The 21,331-nt window shown below is 69.3% G+C and carries 20 protein-coding genes; 8 read left to right on the top strand and 12 right to left on the bottom strand.

The annotated features are described in order from the left end of the window. Positions 1 to 565 (top strand): LLM class flavin-dependent oxidoreductase (locus VMD50_RS28280; RefSeq protein ID WP_325433032.1); only part of this gene is annotated, 565 nt, incomplete at its 5' end. A gap of 19 nt (positions 566 to 584) precedes the next feature. On the opposite strand, the gene VMD50_RS28275 is transcribed toward VMD50_RS28280, so the two are convergent. Together VMD50_RS28275 and VMD50_RS28270 are read right to left on the bottom strand one after the other, a co-directional pair. Continuing rightward, positions 585 to 2,615 (bottom strand): diguanylate cyclase, encoded by a 2,031-nt coding sequence (locus VMD50_RS28275; RefSeq protein WP_325433030.1) that lies wholly within the window; start codon positions 2,613 to 2,615, stop codon positions 585 to 587. Continuing rightward, a complete protein-coding gene (locus tag VMD50_RS28270) occupies positions 2,612 to 3,334 on the bottom strand; it encodes a biliverdin-producing heme oxygenase (RefSeq protein ID WP_325433028.1) in 723 nt (240 codons plus the stop codon). The genes VMD50_RS28275 and VMD50_RS28270 overlap by 4 nt, the downstream gene beginning before the upstream one ends. A 304-nt stretch (positions 3,335 to 3,638) precedes the next feature. On the opposite strand from VMD50_RS28270, the gene VMD50_RS28265 reads away from it, so the two are divergent. Beyond that, the gene (locus VMD50_RS28265; RefSeq protein ID WP_325433026.1) at positions 3,639 to 3,929 is read left to right on the top strand and encodes a hypothetical protein; all 291 of its coding nucleotides are present in this window, start codon (positions 3,639 to 3,641) and stop codon (positions 3,927 to 3,929) included. A 1-nt stretch (position 3,930) separates the two neighbouring features. On the opposite strand, the gene VMD50_RS28260 is transcribed toward VMD50_RS28265, so the two are convergent. Beyond that, positions 3,931 to 4,161, bottom strand: a complete 231-nt coding sequence (locus VMD50_RS28260; protein WP_325433024.1) for a hypothetical protein — start codon at positions 4,159 to 4,161, stop codon at positions 3,931 to 3,933. Positions 4,162 to 4,285: 124 nt separating this feature from the next. Beyond that, positions 4,286 to 5,722 (bottom strand): type I glutamate--ammonia ligase, encoded by a 1,437-nt coding sequence (gene glnA, locus VMD50_RS28255; protein ID WP_325433022.1) that lies wholly within the window; start codon positions 5,720 to 5,722, stop codon positions 4,286 to 4,288. Positions 5,723 to 5,969: 247 nt separating this feature from the next. On the opposite strand from glnA, the gene VMD50_RS28250 reads away from it, so the two are divergent. Continuing rightward, positions 5,970 to 6,401: an RDD family protein gene (locus VMD50_RS28250; protein ID WP_325433020.1), complete on the top strand. Its 432-nt coding sequence runs from the start codon at positions 5,970 to 5,972 to the stop codon at positions 6,399 to 6,401. 103 nt (positions 6,402 to 6,504) lie between these two features. Here VMD50_RS28250 and VMD50_RS28245 read toward each other — a convergent pair whose 3' ends face one another. From VMD50_RS28245 to sucB, 5 genes are all read right to left on the bottom strand, one after another. Beyond that, positions 6,505 to 7,257, bottom strand: coding sequence for a DUF4191 domain-containing protein (locus VMD50_RS28245; protein WP_325433018.1), 753 nt, complete (start codon positions 7,255 to 7,257; stop codon positions 6,505 to 6,507). 27 nt (positions 7,258 to 7,284) lie between these two features. Further along, complete coding sequence (lipA, locus tag VMD50_RS28240; protein WP_325433016.1) at positions 7,285 to 8,211, bottom strand: lipoyl synthase; 927 nt, start codon at positions 8,209 to 8,211, stop codon at positions 7,285 to 7,287. Then, the gene (gene lipB / locus VMD50_RS28235) at positions 8,208 to 8,918 is read right to left on the bottom strand and encodes a lipoyl(octanoyl) transferase LipB (protein ID WP_325433014.1); all 711 of its coding nucleotides are present in this window, start codon (positions 8,916 to 8,918) and stop codon (positions 8,208 to 8,210) included. Before lipB ends, lipA begins: the two co-directional genes overlap by 4 nt. Before the next feature lie 105 nt (positions 8,919 to 9,023). Next, entirely contained in the window at positions 9,024 to 9,935 is a 912-nt protein-coding gene (locus VMD50_RS28230; protein WP_325433012.1) for a TIGR01777 family oxidoreductase, read from the bottom strand. Positions 9,936 to 9,950: 15 nt separating this feature from the next. Next, positions 9,951 to 11,729, bottom strand: a complete 1,779-nt coding sequence (gene sucB / locus VMD50_RS28225) for a 2-oxoglutarate dehydrogenase, E2 component, dihydrolipoamide succinyltransferase (RefSeq protein WP_325433010.1) — start codon at positions 11,727 to 11,729, stop codon at positions 9,951 to 9,953. 206 nt (positions 11,730 to 11,935) lie between these two features. Between sucB and VMD50_RS28220 the strand changes: the two genes are divergently transcribed. Next, a complete protein-coding gene (locus tag VMD50_RS28220) occupies positions 11,936 to 13,708 on the top strand; it encodes an SDR family oxidoreductase (RefSeq protein ID WP_325433008.1) in 1,773 nt (590 codons plus the stop codon). Here the strand turns inward: VMD50_RS28220 and VMD50_RS28215 are convergent. Next, positions 13,705 to 14,046 carry an aminopeptidase gene (locus VMD50_RS28215; RefSeq protein ID WP_325433006.1) on the bottom strand — a complete coding sequence of 114 codons (342 nt, stop codon included), beginning with the start codon at positions 14,044 to 14,046 and terminating at the stop codon, positions 13,705 to 13,707. The genes VMD50_RS28220 and VMD50_RS28215 overlap by 4 nt on opposite strands. Before the next feature lie 122 nt (positions 14,047 to 14,168). Here VMD50_RS28215 and VMD50_RS28210 point away from each other — a divergent pair, with 122 nt between their 5' ends. Both VMD50_RS28210 and VMD50_RS28205 read left to right on the top strand, forming a co-directional pair. Continuing rightward, entirely contained in the window at positions 14,169 to 14,633 is a 465-nt protein-coding gene (locus VMD50_RS28210; RefSeq protein WP_325433004.1) for an SRPBCC family protein, read from the top strand. Positions 14,634 to 14,636: 3 nt separating this feature from the next. After that, positions 14,637 to 16,229, top strand: coding sequence for a phytoene desaturase family protein (locus VMD50_RS28205; RefSeq protein WP_325433002.1), 1,593 nt, complete (start codon positions 14,637 to 14,639; stop codon positions 16,227 to 16,229). Positions 16,230 to 16,314: 85 nt separating this feature from the next. Here VMD50_RS28205 and VMD50_RS28200 read toward each other — a convergent pair whose 3' ends face one another. Both VMD50_RS28200 and VMD50_RS28195 read right to left on the bottom strand, forming a co-directional pair. Continuing rightward, positions 16,315 to 17,880, bottom strand: coding sequence for a leucyl aminopeptidase (locus tag VMD50_RS28200; RefSeq protein ID WP_414686199.1), 1,566 nt, complete (start codon positions 17,878 to 17,880; stop codon positions 16,315 to 16,317). Positions 17,881 to 17,891: 11 nt separating this feature from the next. Next, on the bottom strand, positions 17,892 to 19,013 hold the full coding sequence (locus VMD50_RS28195) for an adenylate/guanylate cyclase domain-containing protein (RefSeq protein WP_325432998.1): 1,122 nt from the start codon (positions 19,011 to 19,013) through the stop codon (positions 17,892 to 17,894). A 44-nt stretch (positions 19,014 to 19,057) separates the two neighbouring features. Here VMD50_RS28195 and gcvT point away from each other — a divergent pair, with 44 nt between their 5' ends. Next, entirely contained in the window at positions 19,058 to 20,164 is a 1,107-nt protein-coding gene (gene gcvT / locus VMD50_RS28190; RefSeq protein WP_325432996.1) for a glycine cleavage system aminomethyltransferase GcvT, read from the top strand. Between the two features lie 56 nt (positions 20,165 to 20,220). Continuing rightward, positions 20,221 to 21,327, top strand: coding sequence for a branched-chain amino acid aminotransferase (locus VMD50_RS28185; RefSeq protein WP_325432994.1), 1,107 nt, complete (start codon positions 20,221 to 20,223; stop codon positions 21,325 to 21,327). Positions 21,328 to 21,331 lie beyond the last annotated feature (4 nt).

Raw genomic sequence — 21,331 nt, 5'->3', positions numbered from 1 at the left:
CATTGGCACCGCGGCGGTCTTGGCGTCGGGCCGGGTGGAGCTCGGCATCGGCGTCGGCTGGTGCAAAGAGGAATTCGCCCTGATGGGCGAGCAGTTCACCGCACGCGGCAAACGCACCGACGAGATCATCGACTTGATGCGCGCGCTGTGGCAACCCGGCTGGGCCGAATTCGACGGCGAGTTCTACCGGGCGCCGCGGCTGGAAATGGAACCGACGCCGCCGCCGATCCCGGTGTACGTCGGCGGGCTCAGCGACGTCGCGCTGCGCCGCGCGGCCCGCAACGACGGCTGGATCGGCGACCTGATCAAGACCGACCGCGCCATCGAGGCGGTGGGCCGGCTGCGGGAACTGCGGGCCGAAAACGGGCTCGCGATGGATGATTTCACCATCCTGACGCCGCTGACCGACGCGTTCACCACCGCCGACTACCGGCGCGCCGCCGACGCCGGCATCACCGGCATCATCACCATGCCGTGGATGTTCTACGCCGGGCCGGACGCCACGCTGGCCGACAAGATCGACGGCATGCAGCGCTTCCGCAAGGACCTGGCGCTCGACGGCTGATCGATACCGGGCTGGTTGGTCATTCGAATTCAGTGGCGGCCCGTGCGCGCCGTCGCTTGTCTTCATACATGGCGGCGTCGGCCCGTTTCAGCAAATGGTGGGGTTCTTCGGGATGTGCCGCCAGCGCCGCTCCGATCGCCGCGCTTATGGTCAGCTGGAGGTCTGGGCTGATTGCTACCGGCTCGAGCAGCGACTGACGGATCCGTTCGACCACCAACGCGGCGCCGTCCGCATCCGTCCCCGACAGCAGCACGACGAACTCGTCACCACCGAGCCTGGCCGCGACCGGCTCCGCCGCATCGGCCCGCCCCGCAACGTCATGACGGGTGCGCGTTACCTCGGCGACGCGCCGGGCGGCCTCGCGCAGCACGCAGTCGCCTGCTTCGTGCCCGTACTTATCGTTGACTTCCTTGATGCGGTCGAGATCGATGAAGATGGCGGCCACCGGATCATCCGGGGTTGCTTCCGCCAGCATCGTGGCCATGACGCTGTTCAGATTGTGGCGATTTCGTAGCCCAGTCAGCGAGTCGTGCAGGCCGAGGTAGGCGAGTTTGGCCTGGGCTCGGCTCAGCTGGGCCGATTCGACGTCATATGCCAGCAGTTGCGCCGCGCGCAGGTCGGCGTCGGTCCAGGGCGCGCTCGAGCCGCTGACTTGCTCCAGCCAGGTGTCGAAAGACTTCCTCGGATTGATCAGTCCGGTGGAGGGAGTGCGCGGATCTCCCAGCCAGCGCAGCTGCCGCGGACGGTCCCGCCGGAACCAGATCACGAAGTCATTCGGCGCGCCGAGCGCGACGAACAAGCAGCCGGCTGCGCCGAGGGCGTCCGCTGTCGATTGTGGCAAGCGGTCGGCGGCCCAGGGCGCGTCCGGGGAACGGGCTGCGCGGATTTCGCCCGCGAGCCCGCGGACGGCCTCCTCGGATGGCGCTGCGCCTATCGACCGGTACTGGCCGTCCGCGCATGCAGCCGCGGCGTCGGCCCCGCACAGCTCCAGCAGGTCGCTGGAACCCGACGTCAGGCCCTCGGCGACGGCGGGCGCGCTTTGCATCGCTGCCCTGAGCCTGGCCCGGATGGACTCGCGGCCGGCCGCATCGTTCAGTCCGGCGATCTGTTCGGCCGCAGAGAGTTGGAGTTTCGCCTGCAGGACGAGGAGCTCGCACGACCTGCGCTTTGAGCGTGAGAGCCACCGGGGGTTTGCAGAAATGCACGAGACGAGCCTCGTCAGCCGGTCCCCGTCGATCATGGCGAATGAAACGCTCGCTGCCGTATTCATATTGCGCATGTATTCGAGGTGGAAGGGGGAAACGCTGCGCAGCGCGGCGCGGCTCAGGTCAAGAGTCGCGCCGGCCATGCGCGGCGACGCAATCAACGGCACGTCGCCTTCGTCGACGTCGGGTATATAGCGTGAGGCCTTGCGGGTGTAGATCTGGCGGGCCTGGGGCGGAAGGTCGGTCGCCGGAAAATGGTGCCCGAGGTACCGGACCAGCCCCGGGAGACGATCCTCCGCGACGATCTCGCCGTGCTCGTCGTCGTGGAAGCGGTAGACCATCGCGCGGTCGAATCCGGTCAGCGCGCGCATTGCGCTCGTAACGGCCGCCTCGACGTCGGGCACGCTCGTCGCCTCGCCGATCGCCTCCGAGGCATATAGAACAGGGACGAGATTGGCCTGATCGTCCCCGAGCGCCCTCTCGAGCTCTATGACGAGCTGCCCGCCGACCTGATGCAGGATCACGTCGACCTTGCCGTCAGTTCCGGCCGCCAGGCGCATCCCATACAGATCGGGCGACGAAGGCCGGTAGCCGGTCTGTTCGATCGCCTGCTCGAGCCGGGGGAATTCGTCGGTGCAGAAGATGCCCATCACCGGAGAATCGAAAAGCTGATCCGGCCTTGCGCCGATGAACTCCGACGTATTGGCGCTGGCGTACGTGATGCGGCGATCTTGCAGATCGGCGGCAACCAGCGCTCCATGGGCTTGAACTCGGCCGGACAGGTGCAGCTGCTCGCTCGCACAATCGGCCGGAGCCGGCGGGCTCGGATGGGCTTGGGCGGTCATCCCTTCGCTCCCTGCGACGCATCGGCCCCGCTCAGAATCTCGTGGATCAACGCGTAAGCGGCCAGCGCGCCCGCAATGACCCGGGCGGAGTCCACTCCGGATTCGCCGAAGGCATCCAATGCCGTCTTGAAGTACCGCCAGAGCCGGCCGACGTCGAGCGTGTCGGAGGCGAAGAAAGATCGTGGAAGGTCGTCGCAGCCGGAAGCAGCGAGGTTTGCCGCGATCACGCGTCCGCCGAGGACCGAGCCGGCCGCCACGTAAGCCGCCCCGATCCTCTCCTCGCGGCCTCCGCGTAGCCGAGTGGCGAAGGCCGGCCTGCTCTGCGGGGCGCAGGCCTGACCAGCTGCGGTGGGCAGCAGCAGCGACATCGACCGGATGTCTGCTCGCAGCGCCCGGTGCCGGTTCAGCAGGGCTACGCCCGGGCCGAGCTCCCTTGCGACCGTCTCGCGGCTGAAATCCGCCACTGCAGTGTGGAATACCAGCAAACCGTTGAGGACAGCCAGGTATTCCGACGCACCGGGGTGGCGGAAGTCGAGACGCATCGCCGCCTCTGCGGTCCGGTGCGCTTGCGCCGTGTTTTGGCGCAGGATCCGTGAAAGGCCCGGTCCTCTCGGCCCGGGCGACCCCGCACCGGAGCGGCGCTCACTTGCATGATCCACTCTCGGAGAATAGAGCGTCGCGGCTTTCCGGCGGTGTAAATGAAGTCGGGCGATCTTCATTTCGATGATCCGGAAAATCTCAGCTATCCAGCACCGGGACCCGAGATCAAAGCGATCATGTCGGCGCCCCACAACATCACTTAAAGGAGGACTCTTCATCAGGCGACTTTTGCGCCGCATGCCGATGAGTGCCGGTTCAGCAATTGGTGCTGTGATCGGGGAGCGGGTGAGCCCTGATTACGACCGATCAGGGCGTGGACGCCGGCTTCGGAGCTCGGGGCCGAAAACGGGTTCCCCTTAGCTGGATTCACTCCTGACGCCGCACGCTGGGCCGAACGCCGCGTCGGCCGACGAGGTCGACGGCATGCAGCGCTTCCACAAGGACCTGGCGCTCGACGGCTGGACGCTTCGTTTGCTCGACCGCCATACTCGACGGGTGGCGTTTACGGTGGTTTTCAGCAACGGCGAACCACGCGACTACGGTGCCTTCGACAGCTATGAGGTCACTGACGCGGGGGTGCTGATCATCCAAATGCACCGTGAGGATGTCGAGCGGCACTACGTCGCTCCGGGTGGCTGGCTGGAGGTCGTCGAGATGGCCGAGGGACAACCCGTCAGGATGACCCGCGGGATCCTGGGCCGACGCCCGGATTGACCTATCGCAACCACGCGACGCCGCCGCGCAAAAGCCCAAGCGGTTCAACGACTCTGAGCGCCAGGACGCGGCGTGCGGCCATCAACATGACCAGATTGAACGCGAGCCGGCCCATTGCGACGCGGCTCGTCCGCTTCCTCCAGGTCGACGGCTTCGAGCCGGCGCGCCGCCCGAGGTAATAGCCGAGGCACACTGCCGTCCCGAGCGCCGAGATAAGGGCAAGCGCTGTCATGAGATGAGCGTCCTTTGTCGCTGTCGCGGAAAGGTCACATCCCAGTCGAGATCGCGTTTCGGCCCGAAAGCCGACGAAACCGCCCGCCCGGCAATCAAACCGGGCGGGCGCGTCGTCTGGCGACTTAGACGTCGTAGTAGAGCGCGAACTCGTACGGGTGCGGCCGGATCTGGACGGGCAGGATCTCGTTCTCGCGCTTGAAGCTGATCCACGTCTCGATCAGGTCGGGCGTGAAAACGCCTCCCTCGGTAAGGTATTCGTGGTCGGCCTCCAGCCGGTCGATCACCGCGGACAGCTGGGTGGGCGCCTGCGGGATGTTGGCGGCCTCCTCGGGCGGCAGCTCGTAGAGGTCCTTGTCGACCGGCGCCTGCGGCTCGATCTTGTTCTTGATGCCGTCCAGCCCGGCCATCAGCATGGCCGAGAACGCCAGGTACGGGTTGCCCGACGAATCGGGGCAACGGAACTCCAGCCGCTTGGCCTTCGGATTGCTGCCGGTGATCGGGATGCGCACGCACGCCGAGCGGTTCCGCTGGCTGTACACCAGGTTGATCGGGGCCTCGAAGCCGGGAACCAGCCGCTTGTAGGAGTTCACCGTCGGGTTGGTGAACGCCAGGAGCGACGGCGCGTGGTGCAACAGGCCGCCGATGTAGTGGCGGGCGGTGTCCGACAGGCCGGCGTAGCCGGTCTCGTCGTACATCAGCGGGCTGCCGTCCTTCCACAGTGACTGGTGGGTGTGCATCCCGGAACCGTTGTCGCCGAACAGCGGCTTGGGCATGAACGTCACCGTCTTGCCGGCCTGCCACGCCGTGTTCTTGACGATGTACTTGTACAGCTGCATGTCGTCGGCGGCGTGCAGCAACGTGTTGAACTTGTAGTTGATCTCGGCCTGCCCGCCGCTGCCCACCTCGTGGTGGCCCTTCTCCAGGCTGAAGCCGTTCGCGATCAGGTTGTGCAGCATCCTGCCGCGCAGGTCGACGTAGTGGTCGACGGGGGCGACCGGGAAGTAGCCGCCCTTGGGCCGGACCTTGTAGCCGCGGTTGGGGCTGCCGTCGTTCTCGTTGGGCTCGCCGGTGTTCCACCAGCCGGAGATCGCGTCGACCTCATAGAACGAGCCGTTGGTGCGCGAGTCGAAGCTGACCGAGTCGAAGATGTAGAACTCGGCCTCGGCGCCGAAGTAGGCGGTGTCGGCGACGCCGGTGCTGATCAAGTAGTTCTCCGCCTTGCGGGCGATGTTGCGCGGGTCGCGCGAGTAGGGCTCGAGGGTGAACGGGTCGTGCACGAAGAAGTTCAAGTTCAGCGTCTTGGCTTCGGTGAACAGGTCGATGCGCGCGGTTTCCGGGTCGGGCAGGAGCAGCATGTCGGACTCGTGGATCGACTGGAACCCGCGAATCGACGAGCCGTCGAAGGCCAGGCCGTCCTCGAACACGCTCTGGTCGAAAAACGAAACCGGAATCGTGAAGTGCTGCATGATGCCTGGCAAGTCACAGAACCGGACATCGACAAACTCGACGTTCTCGTCCTTGGCGAGTTTGAAGACGTCGTCGGGCGTCATTTCCGTCACAGAATGCTCCTTTACTTGGTGATCCGCGGCCTGACGCTATGGAGCGCATGTTGCCCGTCAGTCAACTCGATGTTGCGCAGAGGTTACGTGACCATGCTCCCCGCCTCAGAATCCGGGTTGCTGGCGGGTTCTATTGTGGGGCCATGACCCGCAAGATCGTATCTGGTCGGCCGCACGGGCGCACTAGTTCTCGGCGGCCCGCTACCGGGCCGGCGGGGGAGCCAGGCCAGGCCCCGGGAAGCATCCTATGACCGAGGGTTTGCCGGGCGCGCGATCCACTTATCCCGGGGAGCGGCTCGGCCTGCCGGAGCGCGGGCCGGGGTCGCTGGCGCCGATGGGCCGCCGGCTCGCCGCGCTGACGATCGACTGGCTGATCGCCTACGGCCTGGCGGCGCTGGCCATGGCGTTCGGTCTCTTCTCCGAACGGATGCTGGCGACGGCCGTGTTGGTCGTGTGGCTCGTGCTCGGCGTGGTGTCGGTGCGGTTGTTCAGTTTCACGCCGGGGCAGTTGGTGCTGGGTCTCCAGGTGGCGTCGGTGGACGGGAGGGTGCCGGTCGGGCTCGGCCGGTTGGCGGTGCGCGGGCTGCTCGTCGCGCTGGTCGTCCCGGCGTTGTTCACCGATGCCGACGGCCGTGGTGTGCACGATCGGCTGAGCGGCACCGCGGTGCTCCGCCGCTGATCCGATGACGGCGACCCGCTTCGCCCGGCTTTGCCGCGCTCGCGATCGCCGCTGATCCGATGGCGGCGACCCGCTTCGAGACGACCCGCTTCGAGATCGAGCGCTACCTGCGGCGCACGGTGCGCTGCACGCCGCGCATCTTGCCGGCGTTCGGCAGCGGGCCCTTGGGCATGACGCCGGCGCCGGCGCGCGATCCCAGCGCGGCCAAGCGCGACTCCAGCGTGTCGATCTGTTTGACGGTGATGTTGTTCGGCAGCCGGGTGAGGTGGCGCTCCAGCTTGCGCAACGGGACCTCGCCCTCGCCGCTGCCGACGACGATGTCGTAGATCGGCACATCCCCGACGACCCGGGCGGTGCGCTTCTTCTCCTGGGCCAGCAGCGGCTTGATCCGGGCCGCCGATCCCTCGCCGACGAGGATCACCCCGGGCCGGCCGAGCACCCGGTGCACCGCGTCGAAGTGGCCGGTCGTGGCGACGCCGGGGGTCACCCGCCACTTGCCGCGCAGGTTGTCCAGCACCCACCCCGCGGCGCCGGCCTGACCCTCGGCTTTGCTGAACATCGAGCGCTGGGCCCGGCGGCTGAAGATGATGAACGCGACCAGCGCGGCCAGCAGCACGCCGAGCGGGATGAGCGTGATCATGGTGAGCCCGCCGGCCCACACGCCGGCGGCCACCGAGATGCCGACGATCAGCACGAAGGTGCCGATCATGTACGGCAGCAGGCGCTTGTCCTCCCTGCGCTGCATGTTGAACGCCTGCCACAACTGGCCGCGGCGTTCCTTCGCGGCGGCCTTGCGGGCGGCGGCCGCCTCAGCCTTGGCGGCCTTGTTCTCGGCGGCATTGCGGGGTTTAGCCATAGTCATCAAGGATACGTACGCGCGAAGTTACGGGGTGCGGCTGTCGACGGCTTGTGAATACAGCCGTCCGGCCCGGTAGGACGAACGCACCAGCGGGCCGGCCAGCACCCCGGAAAAGCCCAGCGCCTCGGCGTCCCGGGCGAATTCGGCGAACTCCTCGGGCGGCACCCAGCGCTCGACCGGGTGGTGGCGCGCCGTCGGACGCAGGTATTGGGTGATCGTCACGATGTCACAGCCGGCGGCCCGCAGGTCGGCCAGCGCGCCAAGCACCTCGTCGGCGGTTTCGCCCAGGCCCAGGATCAGGTTGCTCTTGGTGACCAGGCCGAAGTCGCGGGCCGCGGTGATCACGGCCAGGCTGCGCCGGTAAGTGAACGCGGGACGGATCCGCTTGAAGATGCGCGGCACGGTTTCGACGTTGTGCGCCAACACTTCCGGGCGCGACCCGAAAACCTCCGCAAGCCGTTGGGGTTCGCCGTTGAAGTCGGGGATCAACAGCTCGACGCCGGTCGAGGGGTTGAGGCCCTTGATGGCGCGCACCGTCTCCGCGTACAGCCAGGCTCCGCCGTCAGGCAGGTCGTCGCGGGCGACGCCGGTCACCGTCGCGTAGCGCAGGCCCATCGCCCGCACGCTGTCGGCGACCCGGCGGGGCTCGTCGCGGTCCAGCGCGGCGGGCTTTCCGGTGTCGATCTGGCAGAAGTCGCAGCGGCGGGTGCACTGGTCGCCGCCGATCAGGAAGGTGGCTTCCCGGTCCTCCCAGCATTCGAAGATGTTGGGGCAGCCGGCCTCTTCGCAGACCGTGTGCAAGCCCTCCCGCCGGACCAGGCCCTTCAGCTGGGTGTACTCCGGTCCCATCCGCGCCCGGACCTTGATCCACGGCGGCTTGCGCTCGATCGGGGTCTGCGCATTGCGCACCTCCAGGCGCAGGAGTTTGCGGCCTTCGGGAGCGACAGTCACATGCCTGATGCTACGCGGGCGACGGGCACGTGGTCCTGGACCGGCAGCGCGCCGTCCAGTGCGTCGCAGACCGCGGCCGCGACCGCCGCCCGCACCTCGTCGACCGCAACCGTCCGCCCCAATTCGGCCGACAGGGACGTCACTCCGGCGTCGCTGATACCGCACGGAACGATCGCGGTGAACGCGCCCAGATCGCAGTCGCAGTTGAGCGCGAACCCGTGCATCGTGGTCGCGCGCGACACCCGCACGCCGATGGCGGCGACCTTGCGTGCCGGCCGGCCGCCGCCGCCCGGCACCCAAATGCCGGACCGGCCGTCGACCCGGACCGTGTCCAGGCCCAGGTCGGCGCACACCTTCATCAGCGATTCCTCAAGGCGCCGAACGTATTTCACCACGTCGAGCGGTTCGGCGAGCCCGATGACCGGGTACCCGACCAACTGCCCGGGGCCGTGCCAGGTGATCTTGCCGCCGCGGTCGGTGTCTATGACATCAGGACCGGCTGCGCCGTTTACCGGCCGCTCGTGCGGTTCCGTGCGCCGCCCGGCCGTGTAGACCGGCGGGTGCTCGAGGAGCAGCAGCGTGTCGGGTCCGCCGGCGACCCGGGCATCGGTCAGGTCACGCTGCAGCTGCCAGGCGGTGCGATATTCGACCGTCCCCAACTGGCGCACGTCGATCGCGGTCGAACTCGACCGGATGGATGAACTCACGTCCGTGACGGTACTCGCCCGACGACGCGTCGGCCGGGGCGGAGCGGGCTGGTCCTGATGGCGGCGACCCGCTTCGCCCGGCTCCCGCCGCGCTTGCGATCGCCGCTAGTCGTGATCGCGCCCGGCGGTGGCGTAGGCGAGCGCTTCGCCAATGGTGTTGTGGTGGAACTGGAAACCGGCGCGCTCCAGCGCCGACGGGATCGCGCGCTGCCCGATGAGCAGCCCCTCGTCGGCGAACTCCCCGAGCGCGGTCCGCACCGCGAAACCGGGCAGCATCAGCGGGGTGGGGCGGTTGAGGGCCCGCCCGAAGGCGGTGGTGAACTCGGCGTTCGTCACCGGCGCCGGTCCGGTCATGTTCACCGGGCCCGACAGCGACGGGTGTGAGATTGCGAACAGCAGCGCGCGCACCTCGTCCTCGAGGCTGATCCACGACATGTATTGGCGGCCGCTGCCCAGCCGGGCGCCCAGGCCCGTCGAGAACAGCGGCCGCAACCGGCGCAGCGCGCCGCCCGACCGCGCCAGCACCAGGCCGGTGCGGACCAGCACCACCCGGGTGCCGGCGTATTGGGCCGGCAGCGTGGCGGCCTCCCAGTCCTCACACAGCTGGGCCAGGAAACCCCTTCCCGCCCTGGCGTTTTCGTCGACCACGCGGTCTTTGGTGTTTCCGTAATAGCCCACCGCGCTGGCGTTGATCAGGGTTTCGACGCCGGCGTCGGCGACGGCGTTGGCCAGCACCTCGGTGGGGGCGATGCGGCTGTCGCGCAGGCTCTGCTTGAACGCGCCCGACCAGCGGCGCTGGGCGATGTTGACGCCGCACAGGTTGACGACGGCGTCGATGTCGGCCAGCGCGTCGGCGTCGAAATCGCCGCTGTCGGGATTCCAGTGCAGTTCCTCGGAATTCGCCGGCGTCCGGCGCACGATGCGCACCACCGGGTGGTCGGCGGCGCGCAGCGCCGCAGCCAAGGCCGAGCCGATCAGGCCGGACGAACCCGCTATCGCGATGACGGGCTTGGCCACAGTTGTCCAAGCCTCCTAAAGACCCAAATCGGCCTCGAACGCTGCCTCTTCGAGCCGGTGCTTGATCGTGGTGAGGAAACGTCCGGCATCGGCGCCGTCGATCAGCCGATGGTCATAGGTCAGCGGCAGATAGCACACGGAGCGGACGCCGATGGACTCGTTGCCGAACTCGTCGACGATCACCCGCGGCCGCTTCACGATCGCGCCGGTGCCCAGCATGGCCGCCTGAGGCGGAACCAGGATCGGGGTGTCGAACAGGGCGCCCTGGCTGCCGATGTTGGTGATTGTGAAGGTGCCGCCGGACAACTCGTCGGGCTTGAGGTTGCCCGACCGGGCGCGCTCGGCGATGTCGGCGATCGCCCTGGCCAGCCCGGCCAGCGACAGGTCGCCGGCGTTGTGGATGACGGGGGAGAGCAGACCCTGGTCGGTGTCGACCGCGAAGCCGAGGTGCTCGGCGTCGTAGTAGGTGATCTCCTTGGTGTCCTCGTTGTAGCTGGCGTTGATGTTGGGGTGGATCTTGAGGGCGTCGATCACGGCCCGGGCGATGAACGGCAGGTAGGTCAGGTTCACGCCCTCGCGCTCGGCGAACGCGGCCTTGGCCCTGGCCCGCAGGCCCACGATCTTGGTCATGTCGACCTCGTGGGTCTGGGTGAGCTGGGCCGTGGCCTGCAGGGATTCGCGGGTCTTGGCCGCGGTGATCTGACGGATCCGGCTGGCCTTCTGCGTGGTGCCGCGCAGGTGTGCCAGCGCGGGAGCCGGGGCGGCCGCGGCCGCGGGAGCCGCCTTGGCCGGCCCCGCGGCCGGCGCGGCGGCGGGCGCCTGCGCGGGTGCGGGCGCTTTCTTCGCTTGTTCCTTCTTTTGTGCGGCGGCGAGCACGTCCTGCTTGCGGATGCGACCGCCGACGCCGGTGCCGGTGACCTCGGAAAGGTCGATGCTGTTTTCGTTGGCCAGCTTTCGCACCAGCGGCGTCACGTACGGCGCGCCGTCCGTACCGGGGCCGCCGGCCTGCGCGGCGGGCGGGGCCTGTGCCGGTTGCGGTTTCGGCGCCGCCTCGGGCGCGGCGGGCGGTTTGGCCTCGGGAACCGGCTGAGGCTCGGGCTCGGGTTTCGGTTCGGGCTGGGGCGCGGGCGGGGCCGCCGGAGCGGACGGGGCGCTCGCGCCGGATGCCTGCGCGCTCGAGCCGATCCGCGCCAATTCGCCGCCCACCGGCACCGTCGCGTCCTCCTCGGCGGTGATGCTGACCAGGACGCCGGCGACCGGTGAGGGGATTTCGGTGTCCACCTTGTCGGTGGACACCTCCACCAGCGGCTCGTCGACCTGAACCGAATCACCGACCTTCTTCAGCCAGCGGGTCACGGTGCCCTCGGCCACCGACTCGCCGAGCTCGGGCATCAGCACCGGCTTGGAGTCGCCGGAAGCGCCGCCGCCTGACGCGGGCCGGGCCGCCGGGGGCGGCGCCGCGGGTTGGGGCTCGGGCTGAGCCTCGGCCTGCGGTTCCGGCTCCGGCTCGGGTTCCGGTTGGCTGGGCGCCGCGGGCTGGGCCTGAGCCTGCTCGCCCGCCTCGCCGATGACGGCAAGTTCGCCGCCCACCTCGACGGTGTCGTCCTCCTGGGCGACGATCTTGGTCAGCACGCCCGCGGCCGGTGCAGGGATTTCGGTGTCGACCTTGTCGGTCGACACCTCGACGAGCGGCTCGTCGAGTTCGACCGTGTCGCCTTCCTGCTTGAGCCAGCGCGTGACCGTCCCCTCGGTGACGCTCTCACCGAGTGCCGGCATCTGGACGGAGAAGGCCATCTTTTCTGACTCCTCGATCGCTCGTGGGTCGGGGCTGGGTCGGGGTTGGTCGTGCATCTCGCTTGGGAGAACCGACGTAGCTATCCGAAACTATCCTGTCACTGCGCATTCCTCGGCACACATCCAGGGCGGACGGCGCGCGGTTGCCCGGGCACCCCGAACACGCTTGCTACGGTGTGGCGACGTAGTCAGAGCGGGAGGGTCTTATGCCGGCTATCGAACAGGTGCCCCAGCGGTTCGTCGAGAGCGCGGACGGCGCGCGCATCGCCGTCTACGAGGAGGGCAACCGCGAGGGCCCGACCGTCGTGCTGGTGCACGGCTTCCCCGACTCCCACGTCCTGTGGGACGGTGTCGTCCCGCTGCTGGCCGAGCGGTTCCGCGTCCTCCGCTACGACAACCGTGGCGTCGGCATGTCGTCGACGCCCAAGCCGGTGTCGGCCTACACCATGGCGCGGTTCGCCGACGACTTCGCCGCGGTGACCGGCGAGCTCAGCCCGGGCGAGCCGGTGCACGTCCTGGCGCACGACTGGGGCTCGGTCGGCATCTGGGAGTACCTGAAGCGCCCGGGCGCCGACGACCGGGTCGCCTCGTTCACCTCGGTGTCCGGACCCAGCCAGGACCAACTGGTCGAGTACATCTTCGGCGGGTTGCGGCGCCCATGGCGGCCGCGGAGGTTCCTGCGGGCGATCAGCCAGGCGCTGCGGCTGACCTACATGCTGTTCTTCTCGATCCCGATGCTGGCGCCGCTGTGCCTGCGGCTGGCGCTGTCGATCCCGGCGCTGCGGCGCAACGCGGTCGACAACATCCCCGACGAGAAGATCCACCACTCCGCCAAGCTGCCCAGCGACGCCGCCCACTCGGTGAAAACCTATCCCGCCAACTACTTTCGGTCGTTCTCGCGCAAGCGCGAGTTGCACGTCATCGACGTGCCGGTGCAGCTGATCGTCAACACGCAGGACAAGTACATCCGGCCCTACGGGTTCGACGACACGGCGCGCTGGGTGCCGCGGCTGTGGCGCCGCGACATCAAGGCCGGCCACTTCTCACCGATGTCGCACCCGCAGGTGATGGCCGCGGCGGTGCACGACTTCGCCGACCTGGCCGACGGCGAACAGCCGGGCCGCGCGATGCTGCGCGCGCAGGTCGGGCGCCCGCGCGGGGACTTCGGCGACACCCTGGTCTCGGTCACCGGCGCGGGCAGCGGCATCGGCCGGGAGACCGCGTTCGCGTTCGCCCGCCACGGCGCCGAGCTGGTGGTCAGCGACATCGACGAGGCCACCGTCAAGGAGACCGCCGCCGAGATCGCCGCCCGCGGCGGCGTCGCGCACGCGTACGTGCTCGACGTGTCCGACGCCGGCGCGGTCGAGGCGTTCGCCGAGCGGGTCAGCGCCGAGCACGGCGTCCCCGACGTCGTGGTCAACAACGCCGGCATCGGGGCGGCGGGCGGGTTCCTGGACACCCCGGCCGAGGAGTTCGACCGGGTGCTCGACATCAACCTGGGCGGCGTGGTCAACTGCTGCCGGTCCTTCGGGCGGCGCCTGGTCGAGCGCGGCACCGGCGGCTACATCGTCAACGTGGCCTCCATGGCCGCCTACTCGCCGCTGCAGTCGCTGAGCGCCTACTGCACCTCGAAGGCCGCCGCCTATATGTTCTCCGACTGCCTGCGCGCCGAACTGGACGCCGATGGGGTCGGGCTGACCACGATCTGCCCCGGCGTCATCAACACCAACATCATCAGCACCACCCGCTTCAGCGCACCGGCCGGCAAGGACGAGAACGTCGACGACCGGCGGGGCCAGATCGGCAGGCTGTTCGCGCTGCGCCACTACGGGCCGGACAAGGTCGCCAGGGCGATCTTGTCGTCGGTCAAGAAGCAGCAGCCGATCCGTCCCGTCGCGCCGGAAGCGTATGCGTTCTACGGCCTTTCGCGCGTGGCCCCGCAGGCGTTGCGCAGCACCGCGCGGGTGCGCGTGATCTAGACGGTTCTAGACCCCGCTGGTCGTCGCACCAGCAGCGCGCCGCCGATCGCGAGTGCACCGATGACGGCCAACGGGATGGTCCAGCTGCGCCGGCTGTTCACCGCCGATTGGCATTGCGCCACGTAGTCGGTGTGCGGGAGGACTTGGTTGAGGATGGGGATGTTGGCACCGTTCTTGTCGTTGGCGTTCCTGGCGCTGTTCAGGTCCATGGCGATCCCGTTCCCGCATGAGACGGAATTGCCGTTGCCGTCCGAGACGGACACCGGCACCACCAACCCGATGATCCCGGCCAGCAAAAGCACGGCACCCACTGCGATGATCATCCGTCGCACAGTCACTATTAGCCTCCCGTCAAACGCGAGCTTGGTAACGGCGTAGTAACCACTGGCCGCCGCTCCTAAACCGATCGCCGGTGGCCGATGCGGCGCATAGTTCCCCCCGAGCGGGGTATTCGAGGGCAATGACTGCGACTCGACAGATGGCCACCACCCGCGAAGTGCGGGCTTCCCGCCAGCAGATCTGGGATGCGATGACCGACGGGTGGACGTATGCGCAGTGGGTGGTGGGCAACAGCCGAACCCGCGCGGTCGACTCGAATTGGCCACAGCCCGGGTCGGCCATCAAGCACTCGGTCGGGGTGTGGCCGTTGGTGATCAGCGACGAGACGGTAGTCGAAAGCTGCACGCCCGGTGAGGAACTCGTGCTGCGGGCGGGCCTCGGGGCGCTCGGTTCAGCCCGGATAACGTTGCGGGTCAAGGACATTCCTGACGGGTGCCGCATCGAAATGGTCGAGACGCCGGCCTCCGGGCCGCTGCGGCTGCTTCCCGACCGACTGGTCCTGGCGGCCGTCTACCCGCGCAACCGGGAATGCTTGTTGCGCTTGACGGCCCTCGCCGAACGTCTAGAGCCCAGCCAGGTCAAATAGGGCATGGCCGACGAGACGGCCGACGCCGTCGTCATCGGGGCCGGACACCATGGGCTGGTGGCGGCGGCGATGCTGGCCGACGCCGGTTGGGACGTGCTGGTGCTCGAGGCCCAGCCCGAGCCGGGCGGGGCGGTGCGCAGCGCCGAACTGACACCGGGGTACATCACCGACCTGTTCAGCTCGTTCTACCCCATGACGGTGGCCTCGCCGGCGATGGAGGCGTTGCGGCTGGAAGACAACGGGCTGCGCTGGTCCCGCGCGCCGGCGGTGGTGGGCCATCCGCGCGGCGGGACCGACGATGACCCGCCCATCATCTACCCCGACCCGGCCCGCACCGCAACGGAATTGGCGCGTCGGGAGCACGCGGACGGCGACAACTGGTGGCGCGCGGTGGAGTTGTGGCAGAAAATCAAGGCGCCACTGCTGGATGCCATGCTGGCGCCGTTTCCACCCGTGCGCCCGATGCTGCGGCTGCTGCTGAAGCTGGGCACCGCCGACGCCGTCCGGCTCGCCCGCCTGTTGATCCAGCCCGCCAACGCCATGGCGGGGCAGTTGTTCGACGGCGAGGCGCCGCGAATCCTGTTGCTGGGCAACGCGATGCACGCCGACGTCCCGCCGGACGCGCCCGTCAGCGGTGCGATGGGTTTTCTGATGACGATGCTCGCCCAGGATCGCGGCTGGCCGGTGCCCGTCGGTGGTTCGGGTCAGCTGACGGCGGCGCTGGTGCGGCGGGCCGGCTCGGCCGGCGCGCGCATCGAGTGCAACCAGAACGTGTCCCGCATCCAGGTGCGCGGCGGCCGGGCGGTCGGGGTGACCACCGCCGGCGGGCGAACGGTGCGGGCCCGCCGGGCTATCGTGGCCGACGTGACCGCGCCGCGGCTGTTCTGCGACATGCTGCCCGGGGACGCTGTCCCGGCCGGGCTGCGCCGCGAGCTCGAGCACTACGTCTGGGATCCACCGGTGGTTAAGGTCAACTACGCGCTCGACGGCCCCATTCCGTGGCGGGCGAAGAGGCTGCGCGGTGTGGGCACCGTCCACCTGGGGGCCGACGCCGACGGGCTGGTGCGCTGGATGGCCGACCTGAACACCCGGGTGGTGCCCGAGCATCCGTTCATGCTGCTGGGCCAGACCACCACGGCGGACCCAAGCCGATCGCCGGAGGGCACCGAAAGTGTTTGGGCGTATACGCATTTGCCGCGCAATGTGGCCGACGACGCCGCGGCCGAGCGGCTCGCCAAGTCGATGGACCACGTCATCGAGGAGCACGCCCCCGGCTTCGGCTCGGCCGTGATCGACCGGTTCGTGCAGCGCCCGTCGGACCTGGAGGCCAGCGACGCCAACCTGCACCTGGGCGCGCTCAACGGCGGCACCGCGCAGTTGCAGCAGATGCTGATCTTTCGTCCCGCACCCGGGATGGGCCGCGCCGAAACCCCGGTCGAGGGCCTGTATCTGGGCAGCGCGTCGGCCACCCCGGGCGGTTCCGTGCACGGTGCGTGCGGGCGCAACGCGGCCGACGCCGCGCTGGCCGCCGCCCGCGTGACCGGCTGGCCGCGCCGCAAGCTGAGCCGGGCCGTCATTTCGCTGCTGACGAAGTAGCGGCCAGCGCCGAGCGTCACGCCAGCGTGGCGTACAGCGCCGAGCGTCACGCCAGCGCGACGCTCGGCGCTGCCACGGTCGGCGGTCAGCCGTTTTCGCAGATGTCCTCGAGCACCGCGAACATGGTGCGGGTCGGCACGCCGGTGGCGCCCTTCGGTGAGTAGCCCCACGGGCTGCCGGTGTTGTAGGCCGGGCCGGCCACGTCGATGTGCGCCCACGCCACCCCGTCGGCGACGAACTCCCGCAGGAACACCCCCGCCACCAGCATGCCGGCGAAGCGCTGCCCGCTGATGTTCGACAGGTCGGCCACCGTGGACTTCAGGTCCTCCTTGAGCTCGTCGGGAAGCGGCATCGGCCAGCCGTTCTCGCCCACCCGCTGCGAGATCTCCGCGACGCGGTCGCGGAACTCGTCGCTGCCCATCACCCCGGGGATCCGGGCGCCCAGCGCCACCGTCTGCGCGCCGGTCAGCGTCGACGTCTCGATCAGGTAGTCCGGGTCGTCCTCGCACGCCCGCACGATGGCGTCGGCCAGGATGAGCCGGCCCTCCGCGTCGGTGTTCTGCACCTCGACCGTGGTTCCGCCGTACTGGGTCAGCACGTCGCCCGGGCGCTGCGCCGTCGCCGACGGCATGTTCTCGGCCATCGGCACCGTGGCGATCACGTCGATGGGCAACTGCTGCTGCGCGGCCAGCGCGACGGTCGCGATGACGGCGGCCGCGCCGGCCATGTCCGAGGTCATGTAGTGCATCGACGCCGCCGGCTTGATCGAGATGCCGCCGGTGTCGAACGTGATGCCCTTGCCGACCAAAGCAACTCGCTTTCCAGCCTTGCCCTTCTTGCTTTTCGCCAGCTTCGAGCCCCGATGCACGAGCCGCACCAACCGGGGCGGGCGCGACGAGCCCTGGCCGACACCGATCACCCCGCCGTACCCGGCCTTCTGCAGCGCCTTCTCGTCGAGCACCTCCACCTCGAGCCCGACGGATTCGCCCAAAACCTTTGCGCGCCTGGCGAATTCGGCGGGGAAAAGGTGACTCGGCGGCGTGTTGACCAAGTCACGCGCGGTGGCGACCGCGGTCGCGACGGCCGCCCCGTGCGCGCTGTCCTTCTCGGCGTCCTTGGAGGTGGACAGCACGGTGATCTTGCGCAGCCCCTTGTCCTTCGGTGCCGTCTTGTCGCTGCGGAACTCGCTGAACCGGTAGGCGCCCAGGATCAGCCCCTCGACGGTGGCCGAGCAGACGTCGTCGCCGGATGCACCGGGCAGCGCTGTCAGCGTCGTGAGCACCGCCTCGGCCCCACCCAGCGACCGCGCCGCCACGCCGGCGGCGCGGCGGATCACCTCGGCCGGCCATTCGGGCCGCGGCTTGCCCAGCCCGACGGTCAGCACGCTGGCCACCGGCAGCGACGGCACCACCAGCCGGTGCACCTGCTCGCTGCCGCCGGTGGCCTCGAGCGCCCGCAGGCCGGACTCGATCTCGGCGACCGCGTCGGCGGACAGGAACGGGCCGGCCGCCGAGACGACGGCTCCCGGCCTGTCCTCGTCGCCGGTCGAGACGACCGGCACCAGCAATACCGCGGAACCCGCGCCACGTTTGGGCAGCGAGGTGGCGACGTTGACGGTGGGGGCCTGGTAGCCCGGTTCGGTGGTGGTCACGGGCAACCACCCTAGTCACTCGGGCCGGGGCTTTCCCGCCCGTGCAGGTCGAACGCCGTCACCGGCGCGTCGAAACCCTTGAGCGTCAACGGGCCGTGGGGCGCGGCGGTCCAGTCCGGCAACCGCTCGTGGAGCGCGGCCGCGGCCAGGATCTGCCCCGGCGCGGCGGCCGCCACCAGCCGGGCGGCCAGGTTCACCGGGATGCCGAAGTAGTCGCCGTTGATGGCCAGCACCTCGCCGTACGCGAGACCGGCGCGCACATCCAGGCCCTCCTCGCGCGCCCGCGGATGGTCGACGAGATCGAGCGCCGCCTGCGCGAGCCGCTCGGGCGACGAGCACACCCACATCACGGCGTCGCCGATGAACTTCACCACCCGACCGCCGTCGGCATGCACCACGTCCGCGACGGTGCCGCCGAACTCCGTGAGCAAGTCCGACAACTGCGCGGGCGTCAGGGTCTGGGTCAACGCGGTGAAGCTGGACAGATCCGCAAAACCGATGCCGCACACCACGCTCGCCGTCGTGTCCCGGAGGACGCCCTCGAAGTGGGTTCGGGCGCTGGTCAGGTGATGCCGGTGCACGACGTCGATCAGGGCCCCGATGCGGGGGACGAACTCGGCGACCGACCGGTATGCCTGCGCAGTGGCGAGCTCGTCGTGGGTGTGGTTCATCTGGATGTCCGGCGTCCCGGCCCGGATCACCGTCGACTCGGCCTCCGCCAGGCGGGCCATCGCGGCGCCGAGCACCCGCAGCATCCCGAGCGCGCCGTCCTCGCCGACCACCGCCTTGAGCCCCACCCAGGTCGACAGGGCGTCGACGTCGGCCTGGCTCAGCGCGGGGACATCGGGACCGGCGACGGTCAGGCCGAGCAACGCCCACGCGTGCGCCACGTCGTCGGCGGACAGTCCGAGTCGTTCCGCCGCGGACTGCACGGTGTAGATCGGGGGTCCCGACCACGCCAGGACATCGCCGGCCAGGCCGAACAGCCGCCCGCGCCGTTCGGCCTCCGCCATTTCGCCGACGGTGAAGCCGAGCCCGTCCAGGTACTTGATCAGGTCGGACCGCTCGCGGGGGTTTGCGATACCCGCGGCCTCCAGCTCTCCGAAATCCAGGGAGTCGAGCGGACCGGACACCTGCCCAAGTGTGCCAGCAATGCCCCTGATTAGGGTGGGGCGTCGTGACCGAGCTACAGCACGGACCGCTGGAAGACCGCCACCGCGACCTGGGCGCAACTTTCGCGGAGTTCGGCGGCTGGTCGATGCCGGTGTCCTACGCCGGCACGGTCGGCGAACACAACGCCACCCGCAACGCGGTCGGCCTGTTCGACGTGAGCCACCTCGGCAAGGCGCTGGTGCGCGGGCCGGGCGCGGCTCAGTTCGTCAACTCGGCGCTGACCAACGACCTGGGCCGCATCGGCCCGGGCCAGGCGCAATACACGTTGTGCTGCACCGAATCCGGCGGCGTCATCGACGACCTGATCGCCTACTACGTCGACGACGACGAGATCTTCCTGGTGCCCAACGCCGCCAACACCGCGGTGGTGGTCGAGGCGCTGCGGGCGGCTGCTGAAGCCGGTTCGGGGCCCGGGCTGACCATCACCAACGAGCATCGCTCGTATGCGGTGCTGGCGGTGCAGGGCCCACGATCGGCGGGCGTCCTCGGCGAGCTGGGCCTGCCGGCCGACATGGATTACATGGGCTACGCCGACGCCTCCTACTCAGGAGTGCCGGTGCGCGTCTGTCGCACCGGGTACACCGGCGAGCACGGCTACGAGCTGCTGCCGCCCTGGGACTCCGCGGGGATGGTGTTCGACGCGCTGATCGCCGCGGTGACGGCCGCCGGGGGAGAGCCCGCCGGGCTCGGCGCCCGCGACACGCTGCGCACCGAGATGGGCTATCCGCTGCACGGGCACGAGCTTTCGCTCGACATCTCGCCGCTGCAGGCCCGATGCGGCTGGGCGGTCGGCTGGAAGAAGGATGCGTTCTTCGGCCGCGACGCGCTGCTGGCCGAGAAGGCGGCGGGACCGCGTCGGCTGCTGCGCGGGCTGCGGATGGTCGGCCGGGGGGTGCTGCGCCCCGGGCTGACGGTACTGGCCGGCGACGCCCCGGTCGGGTTCACCACCTCGGGGACGTTCTCGCCGACGCTGCAGGCCGGTATCGGGCTGGCGTTGATCGACACCGACGCCGGAATCGAGGACGGCCGGCACGTCACCGTCGACGTCCGTGGCCGCGCCGTCGAGTGCGAGGTGGTGCGCCCGCCCTTCGTCGCCGTGAAAACGCGTTAGCCGCCAGGGGTTCACGTGGGAAAAACCCGGTGCCGCGCGGATATAGAATCGGCCCCATGACCAGCGGCTCACTCGAGTTCACGGTTCTACGCGCGTCTAATCCGGCGACCGACGCAGAACGTGAATCAATCCTGGCGGAGCCGGGTTTCGGCAAATACTTCACCGACCACATGGTGTCGATCGACTACGACGAGGGCCGGGGGTGGCATGACGCGCGCGTCATCCCGTACGGCCCGATCGAATTGGACCCGTCGGCGATCGTGCTGCACTACGCGCAGGAAGTCTTCGAGGGGCTCAAGGCGTACCGCTGGGCGGACGGCTCGATAGTGTCGTTTCGCGCGGAGGCCAACGCGGCCAGGTTGCGTTCGTCAGCGCGACGGCTGGCGATTCCCGAGCTGCCCGAATCCCTGTTCGTCGAATCCCTTTGCCAGCTCGTCGCTGTCGACAAGGCGTGGGTGCCGCGGACCGGCGGCGAGGAGGCGCTGTACCTGCGGCCGTTCATCTTCGCGACCGAGCCGGGACTGGGTGTGCGGCCGGCCAAGCAGTACCGCTACCTGCTGATCGCCTCGCCGGCCGGCGCCTACTTCAAGGGCGGCATCAGCCCCGTCACCGTGTGGGTGTCGACGGAATACGTGCGGGCAAGTCCCGGCGGCACCGGTGCGGCCAAGTTCGGTGGAAACTACGCCGCCTCGCTGCTGGCCCAGGCCCAGGCCGCCGAAAACGGCTGCGACCAAGTGGTGTGGCTCGACGCGGTCGAGCGCCGCTTCATCGAAGAGATGGGCGGGATGAACCTGTTCTTCGTCTTCGGGAGCGGCGGATCGGCGCGGCTGGTCACCCCGGAGCTGTCCGGCTCGCTGCTGCCCGGCATCACCCGGGACTCGTTGCTGCAGTTGGCCATTGATGCCGGGTTCTCGGTCGAGGAGCGCAGGATCGACATCGACGAGTGGCAGAAGAAGGCCGCCGCCGGTGAGATCACCGAGGTCTTCGCCTGTGGCACCGCCGCCGTCATCACCCCGGTTTCGCGGGTGAAGTACGGCGACAACGAGTTCACCATTGCCGACGGGCAACCGGGCGAGGTGACGATGGCGCTGCGCGACACGCTGACCGGGATTCAGCGGGGCACCTTCGCCGATACGCACGGCTGGATGGCCCGGCTGGGCTAGCCTA

The sequence above is a fragment of the Mycobacterium sp. genome (genome assembly GCF_035506235.1).
GTDB lineage: Bacteria > Actinomycetota > Actinomycetes > Mycobacteriales > Mycobacteriaceae > Mycobacterium.
The sequence above is the reverse complement of the archived record's forward strand: the minus strand, read 5'-3'. Positions and strand labels throughout refer to the sequence as shown.